Source organism: Tsukamurella asaccharolytica (assembly GCF_007858435.1).
GTDB classification, from domain to species: Bacteria; Actinomycetota; Actinomycetes; order Mycobacteriales; family Mycobacteriaceae; genus Tsukamurella; species Tsukamurella asaccharolytica.
This window is the reverse complement of record NZ_VIGW01000007.1, coordinates 103,281-125,746: the sequence shown is the minus strand read 5'-3', so window position 1 is coordinate 125,746 and position 22,466 is coordinate 103,281. Positions and strand designations below refer to the sequence as shown.

Annotated in this window: 22 protein-coding genes and 1 tRNA gene; 12 read left to right on the top strand and 11 right to left on the bottom strand. The window is 70.8% G+C overall.

Features of this window, described 5'->3' with window-relative positions; translation table 11 throughout:
• The 4 genes from FK529_RS14310 to speB are packed head-to-tail and all read right to left on the bottom strand — an operon-like array spanning position 1 to position 4,929.
• Positions 1 to 1,701: a flavin monoamine oxidase family protein gene (locus FK529_RS14310; RefSeq protein WP_146562321.1), complete on the bottom strand. Its 1,701-nt coding sequence runs from the start codon at positions 1,699 to 1,701 to the stop codon at positions 1 to 3.
• Positions 1,702 to 1,724: 23 nt separating this feature from the next.
• Complete coding sequence (locus FK529_RS14305; RefSeq protein WP_146562319.1) at positions 1,725 to 2,516, bottom strand: carbon-nitrogen hydrolase family protein; 792 nt, start codon at positions 2,514 to 2,516, stop codon at positions 1,725 to 1,727.
• Entirely contained in the window at positions 2,513 to 3,952 is a 1,440-nt protein-coding gene (locus FK529_RS14300; protein WP_146562316.1) for an amino acid permease, read from the bottom strand. Before FK529_RS14300 ends, FK529_RS14305 begins: the two co-directional genes overlap by 4 nt.
• A complete protein-coding gene (speB, locus tag FK529_RS14295) occupies positions 3,949 to 4,929 on the bottom strand; it encodes an agmatinase (protein ID WP_146562314.1) in 981 nt (326 codons plus the stop codon). Before speB ends, FK529_RS14300 begins: the two co-directional genes overlap by 4 nt.
• A 96-nt stretch (positions 4,930 to 5,025) precedes the next feature.
• Between speB and FK529_RS14290 the strand changes: the two genes are divergently transcribed.
• Positions 5,026 to 5,628, top strand: coding sequence for a helix-turn-helix domain-containing protein (locus FK529_RS14290; protein ID WP_438947204.1), 603 nt, complete (start codon positions 5,026 to 5,028; stop codon positions 5,626 to 5,628).
• Here the strand turns inward: FK529_RS14290 and FK529_RS14285 are convergent.
• The 3 genes from FK529_RS14285 to FK529_RS14275 form a co-directional block, all read right to left on the bottom strand.
• On the bottom strand, positions 5,625 to 7,244 hold the full coding sequence (locus FK529_RS14285; protein WP_146562310.1) for an FAD-binding protein: 1,620 nt from the start codon (positions 7,242 to 7,244) through the stop codon (positions 5,625 to 5,627). The two genes, FK529_RS14290 and FK529_RS14285, sit on opposite strands and share 4 nt — an antisense overlap.
• A 51-nt stretch (positions 7,245 to 7,295) precedes the next feature.
• The gene (locus tag FK529_RS14280) at positions 7,296 to 8,096 is read right to left on the bottom strand and encodes a crotonase/enoyl-CoA hydratase family protein (RefSeq protein ID WP_146562308.1); all 801 of its coding nucleotides are present in this window, start codon (positions 8,094 to 8,096) and stop codon (positions 7,296 to 7,298) included.
• 522 nt (positions 8,097 to 8,618) lie between these two features.
• A tRNA-Gly gene (locus FK529_RS14275) sits at positions 8,619 to 8,689 on the bottom strand.
• 190 nt (positions 8,690 to 8,879) lie between these two features.
• Between FK529_RS14275 and FK529_RS14270 the strand changes: the two genes are divergently transcribed.
• Entirely contained in the window at positions 8,880 to 10,139 is a 1,260-nt protein-coding gene (locus FK529_RS14270) for an ABC transporter permease family protein (protein ID WP_146562306.1), read from the top strand.
• A gap of 12 nt (positions 10,140 to 10,151) precedes the next feature.
• Here the strand turns inward: FK529_RS14270 and FK529_RS14265 are convergent, their stop codons facing one another.
• Both FK529_RS14265 and FK529_RS14260 read right to left on the bottom strand, forming a co-directional pair.
• Positions 10,152 to 11,345 (bottom strand): acyltransferase, encoded by a 1,194-nt coding sequence (locus FK529_RS14265; protein ID WP_146562304.1) that lies wholly within the window; start codon positions 11,343 to 11,345, stop codon positions 10,152 to 10,154.
• A gap of 115 nt (positions 11,346 to 11,460) precedes the next feature.
• Complete coding sequence (locus tag FK529_RS14260) at positions 11,461 to 12,591, bottom strand: alkaline phosphatase family protein (RefSeq protein WP_146562302.1); 1,131 nt, start codon at positions 12,589 to 12,591, stop codon at positions 11,461 to 11,463.
• 107 nt (positions 12,592 to 12,698) lie between these two features.
• Here FK529_RS14260 and FK529_RS14255 point away from each other — a divergent pair, with 107 nt between their 5' ends.
• From FK529_RS14255 to FK529_RS14245, 3 genes are read left to right on the top strand one after another with little or no spacing between them, the layout of a single operon-like run.
• Positions 12,699 to 13,532, top strand: coding sequence for an ABC transporter permease (locus tag FK529_RS14255; protein WP_146562300.1), 834 nt, complete (start codon positions 12,699 to 12,701; stop codon positions 13,530 to 13,532).
• A 9-nt stretch (positions 13,533 to 13,541) separates the two neighbouring features.
• Positions 13,542 to 14,294: an ABC transporter ATP-binding protein gene (locus FK529_RS14250; protein WP_146562298.1), complete on the top strand. Its 753-nt coding sequence runs from the start codon at positions 13,542 to 13,544 to the stop codon at positions 14,292 to 14,294.
• 55 nt (positions 14,295 to 14,349) lie between these two features.
• Positions 14,350 to 15,408 carry an ABC transporter substrate-binding protein gene (locus tag FK529_RS14245; RefSeq protein WP_146562403.1) on the top strand — a complete coding sequence of 353 codons (1,059 nt, stop codon included), beginning with the start codon at positions 14,350 to 14,352 and terminating at the stop codon, positions 15,406 to 15,408.
• Between the two features lie 9 nt (positions 15,409 to 15,417).
• Here the strand turns inward: FK529_RS14245 and FK529_RS14240 are convergent, their stop codons facing one another.
• A complete protein-coding gene (locus tag FK529_RS14240; protein ID WP_231703086.1) occupies positions 15,418 to 16,074 on the bottom strand; it encodes a Type 1 glutamine amidotransferase-like domain-containing protein in 657 nt (218 codons plus the stop codon).
• A 36-nt stretch (positions 16,075 to 16,110) separates the two neighbouring features.
• Between FK529_RS14240 and FK529_RS14235 the strand changes: the two genes are divergently transcribed.
• The 4 genes from FK529_RS14235 to FK529_RS20060 all read left to right on the top strand — a co-directional run bounded on the left by FK529_RS14235 (position 16,111) and on the right by FK529_RS20060 (position 19,586).
• A complete protein-coding gene (locus FK529_RS14235) occupies positions 16,111 to 17,040 on the top strand; it encodes an ABC transporter substrate-binding protein (protein ID WP_146562296.1) in 930 nt (309 codons plus the stop codon).
• Between the two features lie 62 nt (positions 17,041 to 17,102).
• Entirely contained in the window at positions 17,103 to 18,101 is a 999-nt protein-coding gene (locus FK529_RS14230) for a FecCD family ABC transporter permease (RefSeq protein WP_146562400.1), read from the top strand.
• Positions 18,098 to 18,865 carry an ABC transporter ATP-binding protein gene (locus FK529_RS14225; RefSeq protein ID WP_146562294.1) on the top strand — a complete coding sequence of 256 codons (768 nt, stop codon included), beginning with the start codon at positions 18,098 to 18,100 and terminating at the stop codon, positions 18,863 to 18,865. Before FK529_RS14230 ends, FK529_RS14225 begins: the two co-directional genes overlap by 4 nt.
• Before the next feature lie 127 nt (positions 18,866 to 18,992).
• The gene (locus FK529_RS20060; protein WP_158635122.1) at positions 18,993 to 19,586 is read left to right on the top strand and encodes a hypothetical protein; all 594 of its coding nucleotides are present in this window, start codon (positions 18,993 to 18,995) and stop codon (positions 19,584 to 19,586) included.
• Here FK529_RS20060 and FK529_RS14215 read toward each other — a convergent pair.
• Positions 19,583 to 20,095 (bottom strand): helix-turn-helix domain-containing protein, encoded by a 513-nt coding sequence (locus FK529_RS14215; RefSeq protein WP_146562292.1) that lies wholly within the window; start codon positions 20,093 to 20,095, stop codon positions 19,583 to 19,585. The genes FK529_RS20060 and FK529_RS14215 overlap by 4 nt on opposite strands.
• A gap of 22 nt (positions 20,096 to 20,117) precedes the next feature.
• On the opposite strand from FK529_RS14215, the gene FK529_RS14210 reads away from it, so the two are divergent.
• From FK529_RS14210 to FK529_RS14200, 3 genes are all read left to right on the top strand, one after another.
• Positions 20,118 to 21,302 carry a benzoate/H(+) symporter BenE family transporter gene (locus FK529_RS14210; RefSeq protein WP_231703085.1) on the top strand — a complete coding sequence of 395 codons (1,185 nt, stop codon included), beginning with the start codon at positions 20,118 to 20,120 and terminating at the stop codon, positions 21,300 to 21,302.
• Between the two features lie 151 nt (positions 21,303 to 21,453).
• Positions 21,454 to 21,945: an Hsp20/alpha crystallin family protein gene (locus tag FK529_RS14205; RefSeq protein WP_146562398.1), complete on the top strand. Its 492-nt coding sequence runs from the start codon at positions 21,454 to 21,456 to the stop codon at positions 21,943 to 21,945.
• 140 nt (positions 21,946 to 22,085) lie between these two features.
• Entirely contained in the window at positions 22,086 to 22,424 is a 339-nt protein-coding gene (locus FK529_RS14200; RefSeq protein WP_146562288.1) for a hypothetical protein, read from the top strand.
• The last annotated feature ends 42 nt before the right edge of the window (positions 22,425 to 22,466 follow it).

Sequence of the window (22,466 nt, the reverse complement as noted above, 5' to 3'; positions counted from 1 at the left end):
TCAGGCGCGCGTACCGCGCTCGTCGCCGAGCCGGACCGGGGCGATGTCGGCGAAGACGTCGCCCGGTCCGGGATTGGTCGACGGTGCGCGTCCGCCGAGGTGGTGCACGACGCCCCAGACGGCGTTGAGCGCGGTCTGCAGCGCGCCCTCGGCCCACCCCGCGGTCCATGAGATGTCGTCCCCGGCCAGAAAGAAGCCGCGGTGCCGCGGGTCGAACGACTCCTGCATGAAGTGCGTGTACAGCCGCTCCTGGTACCGGTAGTGCCCCGGCAGGTTCGCCTTGAAGGCGCCCATGAAGTACCGCTCCGTCTCCCAGGAGACGGTCTTGGGCGTGGCGATGATGTGGCTGCGGATGTCGACGCCGGGGTAGACCCCGCCGAGCGACTTGAGCATGAGGTCGAGCCGTGCGTTCACGTCCAGCGGCAGCACTTTGAGGGAGTCGTCGGACCAGGTGTAGGACAGGCAGATGACGCCGGGACGGTCGGGGCCGTGGTCGAGAAGGTAGGTGCCGCGGCTCATCCGGTCGGTCAGGGTCATCGACATCGTGTCGCGCCCCGTCGCGGGATCGACATCGCGCCAGAAGGGACGATCGACCAGCGCGAACACCTTCGAGCTGCCCATGTAGTGGGTGCGCTCGATCGCGGTCCAGTGGTCGATCGGCAGCAGGTCGTCGTCGCAGTCGATGGTGTTGAGCAGCATCCATGCCTGCCCGGTGAAGATCGCCGCCGGGTACGTGCGGGTCTCGCCGCCGGCATCGACGAGCGTGTACCGCGGCGCACCGCCCGGGCCCGCCGTGCGCCGGATCGCGGTGACCGCGGGCCGGTGCGTGCCGCCGTTGAGCTCGCGCACCGACCGCGCACCGTCGAACGGGCTCTCCCACAGGTGCTTCGGCAGCAGGTCCGCGCCCCCGACGATGCTGCGGTGCTCGTCGTCCGCGGCGGTGCAGGTCACGCGCAGGATCTCGAGCATCGAGTTGGGGTAGTCGGTGTCCCAGCCGCCGGTGCCGAATCCGACCTGTCCGAACAGTTCCCGGTGCGCGAAGGAGCGGAAGTGCTTCGATGCGGTGAGGAAGCCGTAGAAGGTCTGGTCATCGAGCTCCTCGACGAGCTTCGACCACACGGCCCGGATGCGCCCCGCATCGCGGGCGCGGATCGCGTCCTGCAGCTCAGCGGCATCGGCGTAATCGGCGAGGCTGGCGTCCCACGCGCGGGCGACCTCGGCGAACTCGGGCGGAAGGTCGGCGGCGGTGCGGGCGTAGTGGCTGCGGCCCTTGAGGTCGATGACGGTGCTGGGCGTCGCCTCGGCGAGGGGGTTGGGGAAGGGCTCGGTGCGCAGCCCCGCGAGGTCCAGGTAGTGCTGCAGGGTCGTCGACGAGGGCGGGAATCGCATGGCGCCCATTTCCGCGACGAGGTCGTCGTCGTAGCCCTCGAAACGTTCGCTGCGCATCCGCCCGCCGATCCGGTCGGCCTCGTACACCACGGGTTTCAGCCCGATCCGGGCCAGCTCGTACGCGGTGGTGAGTCCGGCGAGGCCCGCGCCGATCACGGCGACCTCGGTGCCGAGCGCGGCCTCGGGGACGCTGCCGAGGCCGTCGGGGTGGGTGACCCAGTCGTCGTAGGCGAACGGGAAGTCCGGGCCGAACATGGTCAGGGGCGCATCCGATCCGGACGGGCCGTGGGCGGGCATGGCGGGTTGTGTCATGCGGGCTCCTGGGGTGGCGGGGCTCAGTACAGGTCGGTGCGCCGGTCGCGCAGGTAGGTGTTGGCGATGCGGGCCTCCCGCAGCGCCTCGGGGTCGGCGGTGAAGGTGAGTAGCTCCTCCGCGCGCCCGGCGCGGGCCACGACCTCGCCGTCGGGCGCGGCCGCGGTGCTCAGGCCGCAGTACTCGAGCGAGGTCTCGCGGCCGCAGTGGTTGGTGTAGGCGATGTACAGCTGGCTCTCGAAGGCCCGCACCGGCACGACCAGCTCGGCTATCCGGCCGAAGGGCTCCATGAGGCCGGTCGGGATCAGGAGCAGGTCGGTGCCGGCGTCCGCGTGGGCGCGGACGGCCTCGGGGAACTCCACGTCGTAGCAGATGAGCAGTCCGCAGGTCAGGTCTCCGAGGGGGAAGGTCACGGGCAGCTCGCCGCCCGGGGTGAAGACGACGCGGTCGAGGTCGCCGAACAGGTGGGACTTGCGGTAGTGCGCGAGCTCGGCCCCGTCGGGCGCGATCACGGTGGCGGCGTTGAAGACCCGGCCCCCGTCTCGCTCCGGGTACCCGGCCACGACGGTCACGCCGTTGCGGCGCGCGATGCCGGCGATCGCCTCGTGGTACTCCCCGCCGCGCGGGCGGGCGAGTTCCGTCGCGGCCGCGCCGATGTCGTACCCGGTGACCGACAACTCGGGCGTGACCAGCACCCGCGCGCCCTCGGCCGCGGCGCGGGCGGCGGCGTCGTCGATCGCCGCCAGGTTCCGCGCGACGTCCGGCGTCGGACCGAGTCCCGCCGGCCCCTGGTACATCCCGACGGTGACCGTCATAGCGCCGCCTTCGGGAGGTCCTTCTCGCCGCGGAGCCGCGAGTTCCGGTAGCCGTAGGCGAAGTACACGGCGAGGCCGACGAGGGTCCACAGCCCGAAGGCGATCCACGTGGGCGCCTTCATCTGGAACATCAGCAGGACGCAGAACACGACGCCGAGGACGGGGACGAGCGGGAACAGCGGGGTCTTGAACGTGCGGGGCAGTTCGGGACGTGTGTAGCGGAGCACGATCACGCCGATGTTGACCAGCGCGAACGCGAACAGCGAGCCGATCGAGGTGGCGTTCGCCAGCTCGCCGAGCGGGACGAGACCCGCGAGCAGCGCAACCAGAGTGCCGACGATGAGGATGTTGCGGACCGGGACGAACGTGCGCGGGTTGACCTTGGCGAAGACGCGAGGCACGAGGCCGTCGCTCCCCATCGTGTACAGGATGCGGGTCTGGCCGTACAGGACGGCGAGCACCACGCTGGCGATCGCGATGACCGCGCCGATCGACAGGACCACGGACGGCCAGGTGCTCTGCGTGACGTCGGTCAGGACCTTCGCGAGCGAGGCCTCGGTGCCGCCGAACTCCTGCCAGGGCATCGCGCCCACTGCGGCGAGCGCGACGAGACAGTAGAGCACAGTGATGATGCCGAGCGAGAGGATGATCGCGCGCGGCAGATCGCGGGTGGGGTTCTTCGCCTCGTTGCCCGCCGTGGAGGCGGCGTCGAAACCGATGTAGGAGAAGAACACCATCGCGGCCGCGGCGGTGACCCCGCCGATGCCGAAGGGCATGAAGGGCTCGAGGTTGCCCGCGTCGAACGCAGTGAACGCGATGACGCAGAAGAAGACCAGCACGAAGACCTTGAGGATCACCATCGCGGTGTTGAGCCGCGCGCTCTCCGTGGCCCCGCCCACCAGCACCAGGCAGGCGAGCGCGACGATCACCATCGCGGGGATGTTGACGACGCCGCCGTCGCCCGGCGGCGCGGTGATCGCGGTCGGCAACTCGACGTCGAACAGGGTGCGCAGCAGCTCGTTGATGTACTGCCCCCACCCGACGGCGACCGCCGCCACGGAGACGCCGTATTCGAGCAGCAGGCACCATCCGCAGACCCACGCGAAGAGCTCACCGATCGTGGCGTAGGCGTAGGAGTAGGAGCTGCCCGAGACGGGGATGGTGCCCGCCATCTCCGCGTACGAGAGCGCGGAGAACAGCGCGGTCACCGCTGCGAGGATGAACGCGACGATCACCGCGGGCCCGGCGTCCGGCGTCGCCTCGCCCAGGATGACGAAGATGCCGGTGCCGAGGGAGGCGCCGATCGACAGCGCGGTGAGATGCCCGAGACCCATCGACCGCTTGAGCTGCGGCCCATCGTGCGGGGCGGCGCTGTCCGCCAGGATGCGGTCGACGGGCTTGCGGGCGAGCAGGCGCTCGCTGAACGTGCCGCTCACCGGGCGTTCACCGCGAGCACCGAGAGCAACTCGTAGGCCACGTGGGCCGCCGCGATGCCGGTCAGCTCGGCGTGGTCGTAGGGCGGTGCGACCTCGACGACGTCGGCGCCCACCACGTCCGTGCCGACCAGGGCGCGGATGGTGTTGAGGAGCTCGCGGCTGGTCATGCCGCCGGCCTCGGGGGTGCCGGTGCCGGGCGCGTGGGCCGGGTCGAGTACGTCGATGTCGACGGAGACGTAGACGGGGCCGCCGGCACCGTCGGGCCCGGCGAGGCGACGGCGCATGCGCTCGATCACGCTCGCGAGCCCGTCGTTCTCGTAGTCGTCGGACCGGATCACCTGGAAGCCGAGCACGCCGTCGGCGGCGAGATCCTGCTCGCCGTAGAGCGGGCCGCGGATGCCGATGTGCATCGAGCGCTCGAGGTCGATCAGCCCTTCCTCGCTGGCCCGCCGGAACGGGGTGCCGTGCGTGTACGGGGCGCCGAAGTAGGTGTCCCAGGTGTCGAGGTGCGCGTCGAAGTGCAGCACGGCGACGGGACCGCGATCGGCGGCGACGGCGCGCAGGATGGGCAGCGCGAGCGTGTGATCGCCGCCGAGGGTGAGCACCTTCGACCCGCTCGAACGCAGTCGGGACACCTCAGCCTGCACGGTGCCGAGCGCCTCCTCGATGTCGAACGGGTTGACCGCGAGGTCGCCCGCATCGGCGACCTGGTGCACGGCGAACGGCGAGACGTCGAGGGCGGGGTTGTAGGGGCGCAGCAGCTTCGACGACGCCCGGATGTGGCCGGGCCCGAACCGCGCGCCGGGACGGTAGCTGACCCCGGTGTCGAAGGGGATCCCGAGGACCGCGACGGCGGCGCCGTCGACCTCGTCGAGGCGGGGCAGGCGGGCGAAGGTCGCCGGCCCGCAGTAGCGGGGCACGAGGCTCGCATCCACCGGGCCGCGAGGCTGAGCGGGGCGCTGGATTTCGTCGGACACGAAGGGATCCTCTCGCAGGAGCTGCGTCTGTGGGGCGGATCACATAGTGTGGGACATCGACCGACTTGTCAACTTGAGTTTCCTGAAAGGAAACATCTGTTGGATGTAGCTGCATCGGGAGTGGGAGCGGACCTGCCTGTGCCGGATCAGGTCGGAGCGGCGCTGAAGGCGGCGCGCAGTGCTCGACGCCTGACGCTCGCGGACGTCGCTGAGCGCATCGGCGTCACCAAGGGCTATCTCTCGAAGGTGGAGCGGGGCCTGGCGGCACCGTCGATGGCGGTGTTGGTGAGCTGGTGCGACGCGCTGGACGTGCCCGTCGGTTCCCTCTTCAACGGTGGCGCGGCGAGCTCGGTCGTCCGCGCAGACGCCTACCCGTCGGTCCGGTTCGGCGGCGAGGGTCTCTCCGAGTTCCTGCTCACGCCGTCGGGGGAGCGGCGGGTCCAGGTGCTGCTCAGCCACATCGCGCCGGGCGGAGGCAGCGGCGACGATGCCTACGCTCTGCCCGCGGAGGTGTCGTTCGTGCTGGTGCAGCACGGCACGCTGCGTCTCGCCTTCCCTCCGCAGCCGAGCGTCGAGCTGGGCGTCGGCGACGCCATGACCTTCGACCCGGTACGGCCCCACGTCTTCGCGGCCGGACCGGACGGTGCCCGGGTTCTCTGGGTGATGGCCCCGGCCCTGCCCGCCGGGGAGCGTCGCTAGGCCTCGTCGCGCACGCTGGACTGCGCCACGGCTGCGTGCGATCCGGCGCGCCGGCCGGAGAAGATGCAGTCGGCGAGGGAGAGTCCGCTGACGTACGAGTTCGAGCAGATACCGACGGCGGTGCGGCCGGCGGCGAACAGCCCGGCGACCACCTCGCCCGCCCCGGTGCGCACCGCGCCGGAACGCTCGTCGACGACGAGGCCGCCCAGGGTGAGCATCGGCATGGGATAGGTCATCCGGTTCGTGAACGAGATGTCGAGCAGGGTGAACGGTGCCTTCAGGGCGGGCGTGCGCAGGTCGTCGGGCTTGCCGAGCGGATCCGGCCGGCCCTGCGCGATCGCGTCGTTGTGCGCATCGACGGTCTGCCGCAGCCCGGAGGGGTCGACGCCGGCGCGCCGCGCGGCCTCCTCGACGGTGGGTGCGGAGACGCTGCCGATGCGGAGCAGCCGCTCGAGCTGGAGCCGCTGGAACCACACCGTCTGCTCGCCCAGCTGCCCGCGGGCCCGCGCCGCGAGGTCGGCGTCGACCAGCAGCCAGGCGCGGTGCCCGGGCGCCTCGGCGATGGCGGCGCCCAGCGCGGCGCCGTAGCGGGACTCGTCGACCATCCGCCGCCCGTCCGCGTCGACCGCGAGCGCGCCGAGGTAGGCGCTGGGCGGGGCGATGAACCGCCAGTTCGACAGCGAGTCCATCCGGTCCGTCGCGCCGCCCACCGAGCGGCCCAGTGCGATGCCGCTGCCGTCGTCGCCCGCGGTGCCCAGCGGGAGGCCCTCCTCCCAGGGGTAGCCCGGTGCGTGCTCGCGCACCATCGCGCCGTTGGCGATGAAGCCGCCGGTACTCAGGACGACGCCCGAGCGGGCGCGGATCCGGATCGGCCGGCCGTGGCGACGCTCGATCCGGTCCAGGAGCCGCTGCATCGTCGCGCGCAGGCCCTGGTGGTAGACACCCGGCTTCGCCGAGATCCGGGTGAGCACGGCGAACCGTCGGCGGACGGCGGCCGGCGCGTGCTCGATCGTGACCGCCTCGACGCCCACGACCCGGCCGTCCTCCACAACGAGCCCGGTCGCCCTCGTGCCGGTGCGCACACGGATGCCGCGGGCGGCCGCCGACGCCGCGAGCGGGCCGTACAGCTTCTTGCCTGAGACGCCCGGCCCGTGGGCGCGGTGGCCCCGCTGGCGAGGTGCCGCACCGTCGCGAAAGCCGCCGGAGTTCTCGCTGCCCGAGAAGTACAGGTAGTAATCGTCGGTGGGGTAGGACGTCTTGAACGGGCAGAGTGACGGGTCGAACGGCACGCCGTGGTCCATCAGCCAGTCGACCATGGCGGGGGACTGCTCGCAGAACTGTCGCAGCGTCTCCTCCGACACGGCGTCGCCCACCTCGAGGCGCAGATAGGAGAACATGTTCTCGACGTCGTCCTCGACGCCGGCGGCGCGCTGAATCCGGGTTCTACCGCCCGCGTAGACGATCCCGCCGGAGAGGTTCGTCGCGCCGCCGCCGAGGTAACGGTCGAGTGCGAGCACCTCGGCGCCGGACTCACGGGCGGCCAGTGCGGCTGCTACCCCCGCGCCGCCGTAGCCGACCACTACCACGTCGGCCGTCGCGTCCCACTCCTGCATCATGCGCCGAACTATAACGTGTTCTATCGGGCTCGGGCGGCGTTCCGCGGGGGATCAGTTCCCCGTGAACCGGGGCGGGCGCTTGTCGAGCATCGCGGCGACCGCCTCGTGATGATCGGCCGTGGAGTGCGCGATGGTCTGCATCGCGGCGGAGAGTTCGAGCAGCGCCTCGAGACTCTGGTGCTGGCCCTCCCGCAACAGGCGCTTCGTCATTCGCAGCGCCTGTGGGGGATTCGCCGCCACGCGGTCCGCGAGCGCGCGGGCCGCGACGAGCAGTTCATCGGGCTCGACGACACTGGACACCATGCCCCAGTCGAGGGCGGTCGCCGCGTCGACGGCCTCGCCCGTGAGCGCCATCTCCGTCGCCCGGGCCATCCCGACGATCCGCGGCAGCAGCCACGCGCCGCCGTCCCCCGGGATGAGCCCTACCTTGACGAAGCTCTCGGCGAAGACCGCCTTCGTGGACGCGACCCGCAGGTCGCACATCATGGCAAGGTCGCATCCTGCGCCGATCGCCGGGCCGTTCACCGCCGCCACCGTCGGGACCTCGCAGTGGTACAGCGCGCGTGGGATGCGCTGGATACCGTGCCGGTAGCCCTGCCGCTGCTGCGCGGCGGTACCGCCGAACATGCCCTCCTTGTCGCGCATGTGTTTGACGTTGCCGCCCGAGCTGAACGCCGACCCGGCGCCCGTGAGGATCGCCACCCGCACCTCGTCGTCGTGGTTCACCTCGTTCACCGCGCGCTCGATGGCCTCGATCATCGTCTCGTCGGAGACGGGGTTCCGCGCGGCGGGGTCGTTCAGGGTCCAGGTGACGACGGGGCCGTCACGCTCGATCAGGAGTGCTTCGGTCATGAGAAGACCCTATGTAACTCGCCGGCCCCGCAGGTCAACGCCGAAGTCTCTGCCGCTGCCTTCGGGTCGGTTCTCGGCGATTTCGATTCGTTGAACAGCAGCTACGCGCGGAAAGGACTACGACCACATCGCGGTCGTGCGAAGGTGGCTCCATGGGTATCACTCACTCGCCTTGGGCGTGGATCATGATTCTCGGCATGCTTGCGCTGATCGTCGCCGTGGTGGTCGTCGTGGTGGCGATTGCACGGCGAGGGCAGAACGGTCGGGGCTCCGGGCCGCAGGATCGTCAGGTTGTTCCGCCGCGGAGGTAATTGGCAACCGACTTCGAGGGTCGCGTGCCCGAATTGAGGTGCGGCACTATCGCCGCGTGGACGCGACAGGATCATGCCGGCGACGGTGGTGGACGCCCTGAAGATGCATCGGGCCGCGCAAGCCGGGGAGCGTCTCAAGGCCGGCGGCGCCTGGGAGGATGTACGAATCAGGGCCGGTCTCCTTGGAAGAAGACCGACCCTGACCTGCGAGAGCGGGCGACGGGAATCGAACCCGCGTAGCTAGTTTGGAAGACTAGGGCTCTACCATTGAGCTACGCCCGCGTGCGCCACATGCGGCGCCCGAGACATGTTACGGCATGCGGCGCCGGGCGCGGAATCCTGCCCGGCCGATGGCCCGTTCCGTCGCGCCGCTCGGAACACTCGCTCGTCGCGAACGAGGTCGGATCTCACCCTGCGGACAAACGTCGACGTGCATTTGATAAGACTGCATGCGCGATGCAGGATGAGTGTTGTGAGCTCCGACGGGACCGGCGATCAGCCGAACCACGGCCCTGAGGGCCAGTGGGCGGGTCCCGCGTACGGCGGCCCGCAGGAGGGGGATCCCCAGTACGGGCAGCAGCCCTCCGGGCTGCCGCAGTACCCCACCGGCGACCCGTGGGCGCAGCCGTCCGGCCACGCACAGCCGGGCTACGCGAGCTACCCGCAGCCGGGGTATACACAGCCGGGGTACGGGCAGCCCGGGTGGGGTGCGCCCGCGCCGGACGTGAAGGTCGGGATCGTCCCGCTGCGCCCGCTCGACTTGGGCACCATCTACTCCGGGGCCATTGCCGCGATCCGGACCAATCCCGGCGTCATGGTCGGACTGACCGCGGTCTCCGTGGTGATCGCACAGCTCATCAGTTTCCTCGCACAGGTCCCGGCGACGCGCGTCCCCGTGGATCCGTACGGCGAGTTCGGCGAGTTCCTCGTCTATCTCGGCGACGGAACGGGGGTCAGCTACGGCGTCGGATTCCTCGAGGGTATCGCCACGCTGTTCCTCGCCGGCGTCCTGACGGTCGCGGTCGCGCGGGCGGTGATGGGTGAGCGGACCGGTGTGAGCGAGGCGGTGCGGGCGATCGGCCCCCGGCTCCTGCCGCTGATCGGCCTGAGTCTGCTGCAGTTCCTCATCTTCCTCGTGCCCGCGGCCCTGGTCGTCGGCCTCGTCGTCACCATCGCGGTGGCGGTAGGCGATGCCGGCCCCATCCTCGCCGTCCTGGTCGCATTCGTGCTGATCGTGGTCCTGCTGATCGGGTGCCTGGCGCTCCTGCCGACGGTATCGCTGGCCTACCCAGCCGTCGTCCTCGAGCGGGTCGGCCCGGTTGCCGCGCTCAAACGCGGCTACAAGCTGCAGAAGCAGGGCTTCTGGCGCGTCCTCGGCATCCTGCTGCTCACCCACCTCATGACCGGTGTCGTCTCGTCCAGCGCCGCCATCCCGTTCGGCGTCGGCAGCTTGTTCGTCGCCGGTGCCGACGGAATCGACAACCTCGCGGGCACGACGGTGGCGGGGCTCGCCATCATCGGCGTCGGCGCCGCGATCGGCCAGGTCCTGACGGTGCCCTTCCTCGCCGGCGTGCAGACGCTGCTCTACGTGGACCAGCGGATGCGCAACGAGCACTTCGACCAGGTGCTCCGCGGCGAGGCGATCCGTCGCTGGCAGACCGGTGCCCCGGGGGTCCCCACGGACACGCTCTGGCTGCAGAAGCCGCAGCCGGCACCGTCGACCTGGCAATGACGCGGGAGCAGCTCAGGCGCGGTCGCGGGCCACGATCCACCTACTGACCGGGGTGCGCAGCACGAGGTCCACGAAGAGCAGCGACATGGCGAAAACGACCACCACCAGCGTCGCGGTGCGGAGCAGCGCCGACGCTGGGAACCAGGTGCTCAGCAATTCGAAGAAGCCGGCCTTGCCGAGAATGTCCAACATGAGTGGATGCACCGCGAACACGCCGAACGCGCGGACCGTCGCGTACGAGACGAGGCGCTCGCCCACCGCCCGGCCCGAGGCTCGCAATTCGTCCCACACCATCGCGGCCAGCCAGATCAGCAGCGTCGCCGCGACGTACCAGGGGAGGTACAGAGGGTTCCACGCCGACGTCGCGGCCTCGGACACGACGCCGGGCTCGGTATCGCGCAGGTAGAAGACGAGGCTGAAGGCGCCCGCCGCGAGGCAGGCCGCGACCAGGGGCAGCGCGTGCGCCCGGAGCCACGGGCCCACCTTCTCGTAGTGCTGCGCCGCCAGCATGCCCATCGCCACGAACAGCACGTACATGGGAAGCAACTTCCACATGTGGTTGAACAGCGTGTCCCACGGCTGCCCGGACGGGCGGGGCGCGTACTGGTAGAACGCGAAGAATCCGAGCTGGATCGCGCCCGCGGTGAGCAGCACCGTCCACGGGTGGCGTTCGAACCGGTGCGCGAGCTTCTGCAGCGCGGGGAAGAGCAGGTAGATCTGCATCGAGATCAGTAGGAAGTACAGCTGGTACTTGGCGTCGCCGGTGAAGGTGGTGCGCACCAGGTCGCCGAGCCACCTCCCGAGCGACGGGGACGGTTCGTCCTCGAGGAGCAGGTGGTCGGTGATCGAGTACGCGAGCGTCCACACGAGGTACGGGACGACGATGAGCCCGAAGCGCTTGCGCCAGAACTCGCGGGCCGTCATCGTGCGCCCGCGCATGCTCAGGACCAGGACGAACAGCGTGACCGCGACGAAGCCGTACCGCGTGAGGTGCAGTGCCGCGGAGACCAGCCCGGTCTGCCGGATCACGTCCGGGGTGTAGTTGATCGTGGTGACGCAGTGCGCGATGACGACGCCGACGAACAGCAGGACGCGGGTGAGGTCGGCGGTGTGCTCGCGTGTCGGCTTCGCCCGCGCCGTGTCGGGCTCGGCCGCCTGCGGCGTCTTCGTCTTTTCGATCGTGGGCACCACCCTGGAATCGGGCAAGGGCTGAGCGTCTTCACCCCGGGCTGTCGTCGTGTTCGTTCGATATCCTACGCGGCACCGCTGCAAAAATCGGACAAGGCACGCACTCGGCCGTGTCCGGCCGCGGCGCCGGGAGTCAGCCGGCGGTGATGAGCGGGACCGCCTGCTCGTCGACGGTCCACGCTCCGTGATGGCCGAGCATCCGCGACTCCATCGGTTCCTGGCTCGGCGTCACGAGCACCGAGCCGCCCCGAGCGACCGCGAGCACGTGGCCGATGCGATGCGCGACGACCGGGTTCGGAGGTGTGGGGCCGAACCAGTGTTCGTCGAGCGCCTGCTCCCGGCTCACGACGTGGGCGTGCGTGCCGAGCGTCTCCGACCACCGCGCCAGGACATCGTCGACGCGGTGCCCGCGCGCGAGGTAGACGTGCCGCACCCGCGCCTCGCCGCCGATGATCCGGACGCCGCGGTGCAGCGCGGGCACCACGTCGAGGTTCACCAGGGATTCGGCCTGGATCATCCCGTGGTCGCCGGTCGTGAGCACGGTGCAGGTGTCGGGTAGGTCCGCCAGCAGATCCGCGAACATCGCGTCGACGGCGCGCAGCACGCCCAGCCACTCCTGCGAGCCGGGGCCGTGCACGTGCCCGGCCGCGTCCAGCAGGCCCGTGTAGGCGTAGGCGAACCGTCGGGTCGCGGAGTCGTGCCGGGCGACGGCGAGCACGCCCTCGCGCACAGCATCGAGGTCCGATGCGGGGTGCAGGACGCCGGCGGCGCGGAACGAGGCCCGGGTCAGGCCCGACGTCTCCTGGTACGCGGGCACCACGTAGTGGATCTCGGCGCCCGCGTCCGCGAGGTCTTCGAGGCGGCTGCGCCGGCGCTGCAGTTCCCGCGGCGGGTGCGATTGCCGGGCGTCGGGCCCGCTGGCCCCGTCGATGGTCCATCGGAGCGCGTTGAACAGGCGCCGGCCGTGTTCGTCGGGCACCCCGAAGCTGTAGCCGACGATGCCGTGCGCCGCGCATGGTGCGCCCAGGGCGAGGCTCGACAGGCTGCTGGCCGTCGTCGCGGGGAAACCCGCGGTGAGCGTCGACCGCACGTGGGCCGCGAGCGTCGGCGCGTCGGCAGCGTGGCGGCGAAGGAGTTCCGCACCGAGTCCGTCGATGAGCAGCAGGACCACGTCGCGCTCGACCGTGAGGCCCAGCGGATTCTCTCCCTCGATCCCGAAGGCGGTGCAGACCGAGGGCAAGACATCGGAGAGCGTCCCGGTCATCCGTCGATCGTAGCGCTCATCGGGTGCCGCATCGCCGACGACGGGTTCCCGTCACCCTGCGCACAATGATTCCGTCGGGCGCAGTCCGACGCCAGGATTGTGGCCTTATGAGCAGATCGTCGACGACGCGCGACCACGGCGTGGCAGGCCCTCGGATCCCGCCGACAGGCGTGCGCCGTGCGGAGCGGAGGCGGCGGGCGCTGACCGCGGTGCGGATCGCCTCCCCGTTCGCCGTCCTGATCCTGTGGCAGGTGGGGAGCGCGCTCGGGTTGATCCCCCAGGACAAACTGCCCGCGCCGTCGCTCATCGCCGAAGCCGGGTGGGGGACGGTGACCAGCGGTGAGCTGGGGGATGCGATCGTCGCCTCTGCGCAGCGGGTCGCCGTCGGTCTCACGCTCGGCATCGTCATCGGAGTCGGCCTCGGGCTCGTGGTGGGACTGAGCAGGATCGCGGATGCGGTGATCGACCCCAACATGCAGGCGATTCGGGCCCTGCCGCTGTTCGGTCTGATCCCGCTGTTCATCCTGTGGTTCGGGATCGGGGAGTCGCCGAAGATCCTGTTGGTCACGCTCGGCGCCGTGTTCCCGTTGTATCTCAACACCTCCGCCGCGATTCGGCAGATCGATCCGAAGCTGGTCGAGAACGCCTCAGTGCTCGGATTCAGCCGGATCCAGACGATCAAGGAACTGATCATCCCCGGGGCGACGCCGCAGATACTGGTCGGTCTCCGCCAGTCCTTCGCGATCGCCTGGCTGAGCCTGATCGTCGCCGAGCAGATCGCCGCGACCTCGGGGCTCGGCTACCTGATCAACAACGCTCGTGAGTTCCTGCGCACCGACGTCGTCTTCTTCGGACTCATCGTCTACGCGGTGCTGGGGATCGTCACGGATGCGATCGTCCGCGCCCTCGAGCGCTACACCACCCGCTATCAGGCCCGTTAGGAGTCGACCATGACTACAGCAGAGAAGGCGCGCGCGGAGGTGCGGACCTCGGAGGACGCGGCGCCCGCCGCCGAGGTCGTCGACGTCACCGTCGCGTACGGCGATAACGTCGTCCTCCGCGGGACCCACCTGCGCGTCGGCGCCGGTGAAGTAGTGGCGATCATCGGGCGCAGCGGATGCGGTAAGTCGACTCTCCTGCGACTCTTCGCCGGACTCACGGAGCCGTCGTCGGGCACCGTCCGGACCGCGGGAGCCCCCGCCGTCGCCTTTCAGGAGCCCCGGCTGTTTCCGTGGCGGACGGTGCGGGAGAACGTCGCCTTCGGGCTGACCCGCGCTCGGCTACGGAAGTCGCGTGTGCTGGCGAGTGCGGACGAGACCCTCGCCGAGGTCGGCCTCGCCGACAAGCGGGATGCCTGGCCGGCGCAGTTGTCGGGCGGACAGGCGCAGCGCGTCTCCCTGGCTCGCGCGCTGGTCGCGGAGCCGGAGCTGCTGCTCCTCGACGAGCCCTTCGGGGCGCTCGACGCGCTGACCCGCGCGAGCATGCACGACCTCCTGATAACGCTGTGGCAGCGGCACGGATTCGGGGTGGTGGTCGTGACCCACGACGTGGACGAGGCGCTGGCGCTGGCCGACCGCGTGGTGGTTCTCGCCGACGGCACGATCACTACCGAGATCGTGGTGGAGAACCCGAGGCAACGTGCCAGGGATGGTGCCCTGATCGAGCACCGCACCCGGCTCCTGGCCGCCCTGGGCGAGCAATGACCGCGCACTCCCTCTACTCGGGTCGGATCTCCGGCCACCAACGGAAGGCCCCGTGATGAACAGCACTCCCGGATCCCGGCGTCGCCGGATTCGTTCCGTCGTGGCGAGCATCGCGACGATCGTCATGCTCACCGGTTCCCTGGGCGCGTGCGTGAGCCGCGACGAGTCGAACCAGAAGGTGAGCAGCGGCACCGTCGACCTGGCGGAGATCAAGGATCTGACGCTGAAGGTGGGCGACCAGAGGGGCGGCACCGAATCCCTGTTGACCGCCGCGGGACAGCTCACGGACCTCCCGTTCAAGATCGAGTTCTCCACGTTCACGTCCGGGCCTCCGCAGGTCGAGGCCGCGACGGCCGGGAAGATCGACTTCGCCGTCACGGGGAACACCCCGCCGATCTTCGGGGCGGCATCGAACGCGAAGGTGCGCTTCGTGTCCGCCTACACGAATCCGGCCAGCGGTGACGTCATCGTGGCCCGCGGCGCGAACGCGCCCGCGTCGGTCGCCGACCTCCGCGGCAAGAAGGTCGCCGTGGCCAAGGGGAGCTCGGCGCACGGGAACCTGCTCCGGCAGCTCGAGAAGGCCGGGCTGAAGCTGGGGCAGGACGTGGAACCCGTCTTCCTGCAGCCCGCGGACGCCCAGTCCGCCTTCGTGAACGGCTCCGTCGATGCCTGGGCGATCTGGGACCCCTACACCGCGCTGATCCAACTCGATCCGACGGTGAAGACGATCGCCACCGGCGAGGGAGTGGTCAACGGCTTCGGCTTCGGCATCGCCTCGAACGAAGCGCTCGCCGATGCGCGGCGGAACACCGCGCTCCGGGAGCTGGTGGTGCGCATCGCCAAGGCGAGCCAATGGGCGAAGCAGAACCCCGTGGAGTGGGCCGCCCGGTACGGCGAGGCCATCAAGATCGACCCGCGGGCGGCGCGCGCCGCGCAGGACCGGAGTCTGCGTCCGGCGATCGAGATCACCGATGCGGTCGTGGCTTCGGAGCAGGAACTCGCGGATGCCTTCGACGCAGCCGGACAGCTCCAGGGCAAGGTCACCATCGCCGACTTCTTCGACGATCGATTCAACGAGGCCGTGAAGCCGTACGCGATCACACCGGAGAAGTGACGGCAGCGGTCAGCTGATGGTCGAGGGGATCAGCGTCGAGACGCCGTTCTCCACGAGGAGCGCCTGATCGTCGTTGACGCGCGTCAGTGGAAACCGGTCGCCGTAGGTGCGGACCACGTCGTCGATCAGCGCCCGTGGATAGGGCGGGAGGGCGCCGTCGGCGTGCGGGACGACGACGGTGTCGACCAGGCCCAGCCCGGTGTAGTCGGTGACACCGGGGGCGTCGGCGGGATCGTCGAGCGGCGCGACCGGCTCGACGTTCGGCCCGGCCACCACGGAGCCGGCGCTGAGCCCGATGTAGGGGAGGCCCGCACGGACCCGGGTCTTGAGCACCTCGCCGGTGCCGTTGCCCTGCAGGGCGCCGAGAAGGACGAAGGTGTGGCCGCCGGCGACGTAGACGGCGTCGACGGTGTTCAGGTCGGAATCGAAATCGCCCGCGGCCGTGTACGTCGCGAGGGTCATCCGGGTCAGCCGGAAGCCGAGATCGGTGAGCTGGTTCCACTCGAACGAGGCGAACGGCTGGTCGGCGTGCGGTGCTGCGGCATCGTCGATGTAGCCGAGCCGTAGCGCGCCCGGATCCCGGCCGGTGTGCCGGCGGAGGAAGCCGGGGAGGGCTCCGGCGTTGAGCGAGAGCAGCAGCAGGTTCACGATCGCGACGATACCCACTCTGGGAGACTGAGCCGACGAACCGGAGGAGGAACGATGCGCGCCCGGATCCGAGGACCGCTCGCACTGCTGACGATCGCCCTGCTCGCCGCGGGCTGCGGTGCGGCCCAGCAGGCGGAACCCCAGGGGAGAACGGTCACCATCGACGCCGCGAACGGCGCGGTCACGATCCCCGCGGCGCCGCAGCGGATCGTCTCGCTCGCGCCCACGCACACGGAGACCCTCTTCGCGATCGGCGCCGGAGGGCAGGTGGTCGCCGTCGACGACCAGTCGACGTACCCGGCGCAGGCGCCGCGGACCGCGTTGTCGGGCTTCACGCCGAACGCCGAGGCGATCATCGGCTACGCACCGGATCTGGTGATCGTCTCGAACGATCAGGGCGGCATCGTCGCGGCCCTGCAGAAGGTGCGGATCCCGGTGCTCGTGGAACCCGCGGCGAAGAACCTCGACGAGGTCTACGGCCAGATCACCGACCTCGGCACCGCCACGGGGCGGGCGGACCAGGCGAAGGTGGTCGTCGACCGGATGCGATCCGCGATCGACGAGGTCGTCCGCACCACCCCGCGTCCCGCTGTGCCGCTCACCTACTTCCACGAGCTCGATCCGCAGCTGTTCACGGTGACGTCCTCGACGTTCATCGGCACGGTGTACGGCGCCTTCGGTTTGCAGAACGTCGCCGACGCCGCGGATCGGTCGGGATCCGGGTACCCCCAGCTCTCCCGCGAGGCCCTGCTGCAGGCGGATCCCGCGCTCGTCTTCCTCGCGGATGCGCAGTGCTGCGGCCAGAGTGCGGGCGTGGTGGCCGAACGCCCGGGGTGGCGCGATCTCCGGGCCGTCCGGGACGGCACCGTCGTCGAGTTGCCCGCCGATGTCACGTCGCGCTGGGGCCCCCGGCTCCCGGACTTCTACCGCGCGGTCGGTGCCGCCGTCGCCGTGGCGGCGCAGAAGGTGCCGGCGGGCGGGTGAGCGCCCCCGTCATCGAGAGGGTGCGGCCGGCGCAGCACGCGAGCGGACTGCGGCCGGTGCCGATGCTCCTCGCCGTCGTCGCTGTACTGGGCGCGATGACCGCCGGGTTGCTGGTGGGCGCGGCCGACCTCCCCGGGCGCGCGATACTGCTGGAGCTGCTCGATCGACTGCCGGGCATCCACGTCGATTCGGGGCTCACGCCGCTGCAGGTGAACGTGCTGCTGCAGATCCGGCTACCCCGGGTGCTGGCCGCCGCGCTGGTGGGCGGCCTGCTCGCGGTCGCCGGCGCGGGCTACCAGGGCGTGTTCCGCAATCCGCTGGCCGACCCGTACCTCCTCGGCGCCGCCGCGGGCGCCGGAGTCGGCGCGACCGCGACCATCGTGCTGCTCCCGGGCGACGCCGCGGCGACGGTGCCGGTCGCCGCGTTCGTCGGCGCGCTCGCGGGTGTCGCGCTGGCGTACGGGCTCGGCAGCGTCGCCGGCGGACACGGCACGGCCACGCTGCTCCTCGCGGGCGTGGCGGTCTCGGCGTTCCTCGGCGCCGTGCAGACCTTCCTCATGCAGCGCGACGCGCAGGAACTGCAGCGGATCTACTCGTGGGTGTTGGGCGGTGTCGCGGCCGCCGATGGTCCGCGGTTGTGGACGGTGCTGCCCTACGCCGCGGTCTCGGTGGTGGTGCTCCTGCTGCACGGCCGATTGCTCGACGTTCTCGGCGTCGGTGACGAAGAGGCCACGGCGCTCGGCGTCTCCGCCCGCCGGGTCCGGATCCTGGTGTTGGCCGCGGCGTCGCTGGCCACCGCCGTCGCGGTCGCGGTCGGCGGGCTCATCGGGTTCGTGGGCATCGTGGTGCCGCACGTGGTGCGGCGGCTGGCCGGGGTGTCGTATCGCGCGGTACTGCCGCTGTCCCTGCTGGCGGGCGCCGCTTTCCTGGTGCTCGCCGACGTGCTCGCCCGCACCGCCGTCGCGCCGGGCGAGCTGCCGCTCGGCGTGGTCACGGCGTTCGTGGGCGGGCCCTTCTTCGTTCTCGTGTTGCGATCGATGCGCGGCCGGGGCGGCGTATGAGGGTGGAGCTCTCCGGTGTGGAGGTGTCGCTCGACGGCCGGCGGGTGCTGCACAACGTGACGCTGGCGGCACCGTCGGGCACCTGGACGGCGATCGTCGGGCCGAACGGAGCCGGGAAGTCGACGCTGCTGCGGGCCGTCCTGGGACTGGTGCGGAGCGGGGGAGCGATCGCGATCGACGGTGCCGACCCGCGGCGGCGCTCGCCCCGCGAGCGCGCACGGTCGATGGCCTACGCGCCGCAGTCGCCGCTCCTGCCGGAGGGGATGACGGTCTTCGAGTACGCGCTGCTCGGCCGGTCGCCCTACATCCCGTACCTCGGTCGCGAGAGCGGCACGGACCGCCGGATCGTGCGGGACGTGCTCGGCCGCCTGGGGCTCGAGGAGTTCGCCGCGCGCGACATCACGCACTTGTCCGGCGGCGAGCGACAACGTGCGGTGCTCGCCCGGGCTCTGGCCCAGCAGGCGCCGCTCCTCCTGCTCGACGAGCCGACGACGGCCCTCGATATCGGGCACCAGCAGCAGGTCATGGACCTGATCGACGAGCTGCGCCGCGCCGACGGTCTCACGGTGGTAACCACGATCCACGACCTCACCCTGGCGGGGCAGTACGCGGATCGTCTGGTGCTCCTGGCCGACGGGCGGGTCGCCGCTGCCGGCGCTCCGCGGGAGGTCCTCACTGCGGACCTCATCGGCGAGCATTTCGGCGCGCGGGTGCACGTGCACGTCGGACCCGACGGACGGCCGCTGCTGGGGTTGCTGCGGTGAACCTCGCGACGGTCCGCCGCCACGAGGACGGTGCGGTGGGGCTCGCGCCCGGGGAGCGACCATGCGTGCGTCGAGAGGGATTGAAGTCTACTGTTGTGGCAGAAGTGACGACGAAGCGGAGGCCCGGATGCGCGCACGGTACGTGCCGGCGGTGGTGTGTGGCTGCGCGCTCCTCGCGGGATGCTCGGCCACGGTGTCGGGGAACGGCGCCGGCGTCACGGTGATCCGCGGCGGCGCCGGCCCGGGTATCGCGACTCCCGCGCCCGCCACGCCCGCGCCGGTGACCACGACGAGCACCGCGACCACGACGAGCACCGCGACGACGACGGCACCGGCGTCCAGTAGCGCACCGGCGTCCGGTGCGGCGGCCACGGCGATCGCCCTGCCCGACAACGGGAACGGCTTCACCTTCATCCAGACCCGGAGTGGCCGGGCCCGGTGCCAGATCAGTGAGATCAGCGCGGGCTGCCAACTCGTCTTCGACCAGCCCCGCCCCCGGACGGAGTCCGGTGACGAGGCCAACGGCGTCAACGTCACCAGGGACGGCGAGCTCTCCTACGTGCTGGGCAACCTCGGCGCGATCGACCCGGTGACGCTCGATTACGCGACGTACACGGCGCGCGGCTGGTTCATCGTCGCCAACGAGTACGGCACCGCGTTCACGAACCGCACGACCGGGCACGGCATGGTGGTCAGCTCGCGGGGCGCGGAGACCTTCTAGCGCGGGGTGGTGATCACCACGACCGCTTCGGCGCCGCCGACGGTGGCGAACCGGTGCGGGCCATCGCTGGTCCACGAGCGTGTATCACCCTGGTGCACCGTCGATTCGGCCCCTACTGGGCCGACAGTCAGGGCACCGTCGACCACCGTGAGGTGCTCCCGGACGGCCGGGCCGTGCCCGGGGGAGACGTGATCGGAACCGGCGGGGAACTCGAGCCGGAAGACCTCGACTGTGACGTGCGGTAGGTGGCGGACGGACAGGAGGACGGTGCGCATGCCCCCGTCGGCCACGCTGTGTGCGCCCGGAGACTCGCCGACCAGGGCCGTGAGCGGCACGTCGAGCGGCCCGCAGAGCGCGTAGAGCGTCTCGACCGTCGGGTTGCGCCCGCCCGCCTCGATCTCCGAGAGCGAGCCCTTGCCCACGCCGGCGCGGCGGGCGAGCTCGGACAGGCTGAGTCCGCGCTCGCTGCGCAGCTCGCGGAGTCGGGCGCCGATGTCAGGGGAGGGCATGGCCCCATGCTACGTTCTGTTCATGGAACGTTCTGAGAACGGAACGATGGTTCCGGTCGGCGCCGGCGTCGTCACCGCCCTGGTGGGGTACACCTCCGCCTTCGCGGTCGTGCTCGCCGGGTTGCGGGCGATGGGCGCGAGCCCGGGGCAGGCGGCGTCGGGCCTCCTGGCCGTCACGGTCACGATGGGTGCGGCGTCCGCGCTGCTGTCGTGGCGGTACCGGATGCCGATCATCAGCGCCTGGTCGACGCCCGGCGCGGCGCTGCTCGCCACGACCGGCGCCGTCGCGGGCGGCTGGCCCGCCGCCGTCGGCGCGTTCGTCGTGTGCGGCGTGCTGTTCGTGCTCACCGGACTCTGGCCGACCCTCGCGCGCTGGGTGCAGAAGATCCCGACCCCGATCGCCCAGGCCATGCTCGCCGGTGTGCTGCTGCCGCTGTGCATCGCGCCGGTCACGGCGCTCGGGAAGCATCCGTGGGCGGTGGCACCCGTGCTGGTGGTGTGGCTGGTGCTGCTCAAGCTCCGCCCGCGGTGGGCGGTGCCGCTGGCCTTCGTGACGGCGCTCGCCGTGATCGCGGTGGCCCTCGTGCGCGACGACGCCGTCCCCGCGGCGGCGGAGCTGGTCCCGCACGTCGAGTGGACCACCCCGTCGATCACCCTGCAGGCGCTCACCGGGGTGGTGCTGCCGCTGTACATCGTGACGATGGCCTCGCAGAACATCCCCGGGGTCGCGGTGCTCGCGAGCTACGGGTACTCGGTGCCGTGGCGGCCCTCGCTCGCGATGACGGGCGTCGGCAGCGTCGTCGGTGCACCCTTCGGCGGGCACGCGATCAACCTCGCCGCGATCAGCGCGGCGCTCGCCGCGGGACCCGATGCGGGGGAGGACACCTCTCGGCGATGGATCGCCGGAGTCTCGTCGGGTGCCGCGAATCTCGTTCTGGGCGTGCTGAGCACGGGCCTGACCGCCGTGGTGCTGGCCGCGCCCGAGGGGGTGATCCAGGCCGTCGCGGGCGTTGCCCTCGTCGGTGCTTTCGCCGCCGCGTGCGCCGGCGCGATGGCGGACGAATCCGCCCGCGTCCCCGCCGCGGTGACGTTCATCGTCGCAGCCTCGGGGACGACGGTGGCGGGCGTCGGCGCCGCCTTCTGGGCGCTGGTCGCGGGGATCGCCGTTCGCGGACTCCTGCAGCCTCGGCGCCCGCGCGACCAGTGAGTGCAGCACTCCAAAACCCCGTCACAATATGATCCAGATCACATAGTTCTTCTAGCACTCGGGGTCGGAGAGTGCTAAATATGGAAGTGCACAGTTGATTGAGTTGCCCGTCAGGGTGGCGGGCAGCCTGGTACTACGGGAGGTGTTTGCTGTGCTTCGGTTTGATCCTTTTTCTGACTTCGACGACCTGGCTCAGGGGCTTCTCGCCGCCGGTCGACAAACGGGATCGGCGCGGTCGCCGCGGTTCATGCCGATGGATCTCTACCAGGTGGATGATCACTACGTCCTCACTGCCGATCTGCCGGGCGCGGACCCCGGTTCGATTGAGGTGAACGTCGAGAACGGCGTCCTCACCCTGACCGGCCGTCGGACCACGATGTCTGATGCCGGCGTTCGATGGCTGACCAGTGAGCGGTTCTCCGGCGTCTACCGTCGGCAGCTCACTCTTGGCGAGAGCATCGACACCGCGGGCATCGCAGCGCGCTACGACAACGGCGTCCTTACGGTGACCATCCCGATCGCTGAACGGGCCAAGCCGCGCCAGATCGTCGTCGAGCACGGAGCCGATGAGTCGCCGTGCGAGCAACTCGCCGTTGAGCCCGGGGGCGTGACCGGGGAACCAGGGCGCGCGGTCGTCGAATAGACAGGAACGGCGGTGCGGACCACGCGCCATTGCGCTGGTCCGCGCCGCCACGTTCTGCTCGGGGCCCGTGACGGGCTGGTCGGGGTCCCGAGCTCGACCCCACCTGAGGCCGGCCCTTGGGTTCATGAGGAAAGCCAATCATGAGAGCTCTGCATCGACTCACCGCCACCGTCGACACCGAGAGATCGCTACCCACTGAGGACGGCGTCCGCGTCAGCGGTGTCGTCGAAGTGGTCACCGAGTGTGACCGCTCGGGGCGCGCGAGCATGCGCTGCCGCGCTGTCGGCGACGACACGTGGCATCCCGTGACCGGCGGAAGCGTCACCTTGCCGGATCCTGCGGACCTTCCGTTTCATCACTCGGTGACGCTGTCCCGGCTGTTGTCGGAGCAGTTGCCACCGCCCGAATCTCCGACCTTCCCCCGCGCGGCGTTCTACTTCTGCGACGACCTCGACGCGCCACCATCACACGCCGCCTAGTCGCTCTCGGAACCGTTGCGTCCATTGGGATCCGGTGGATTC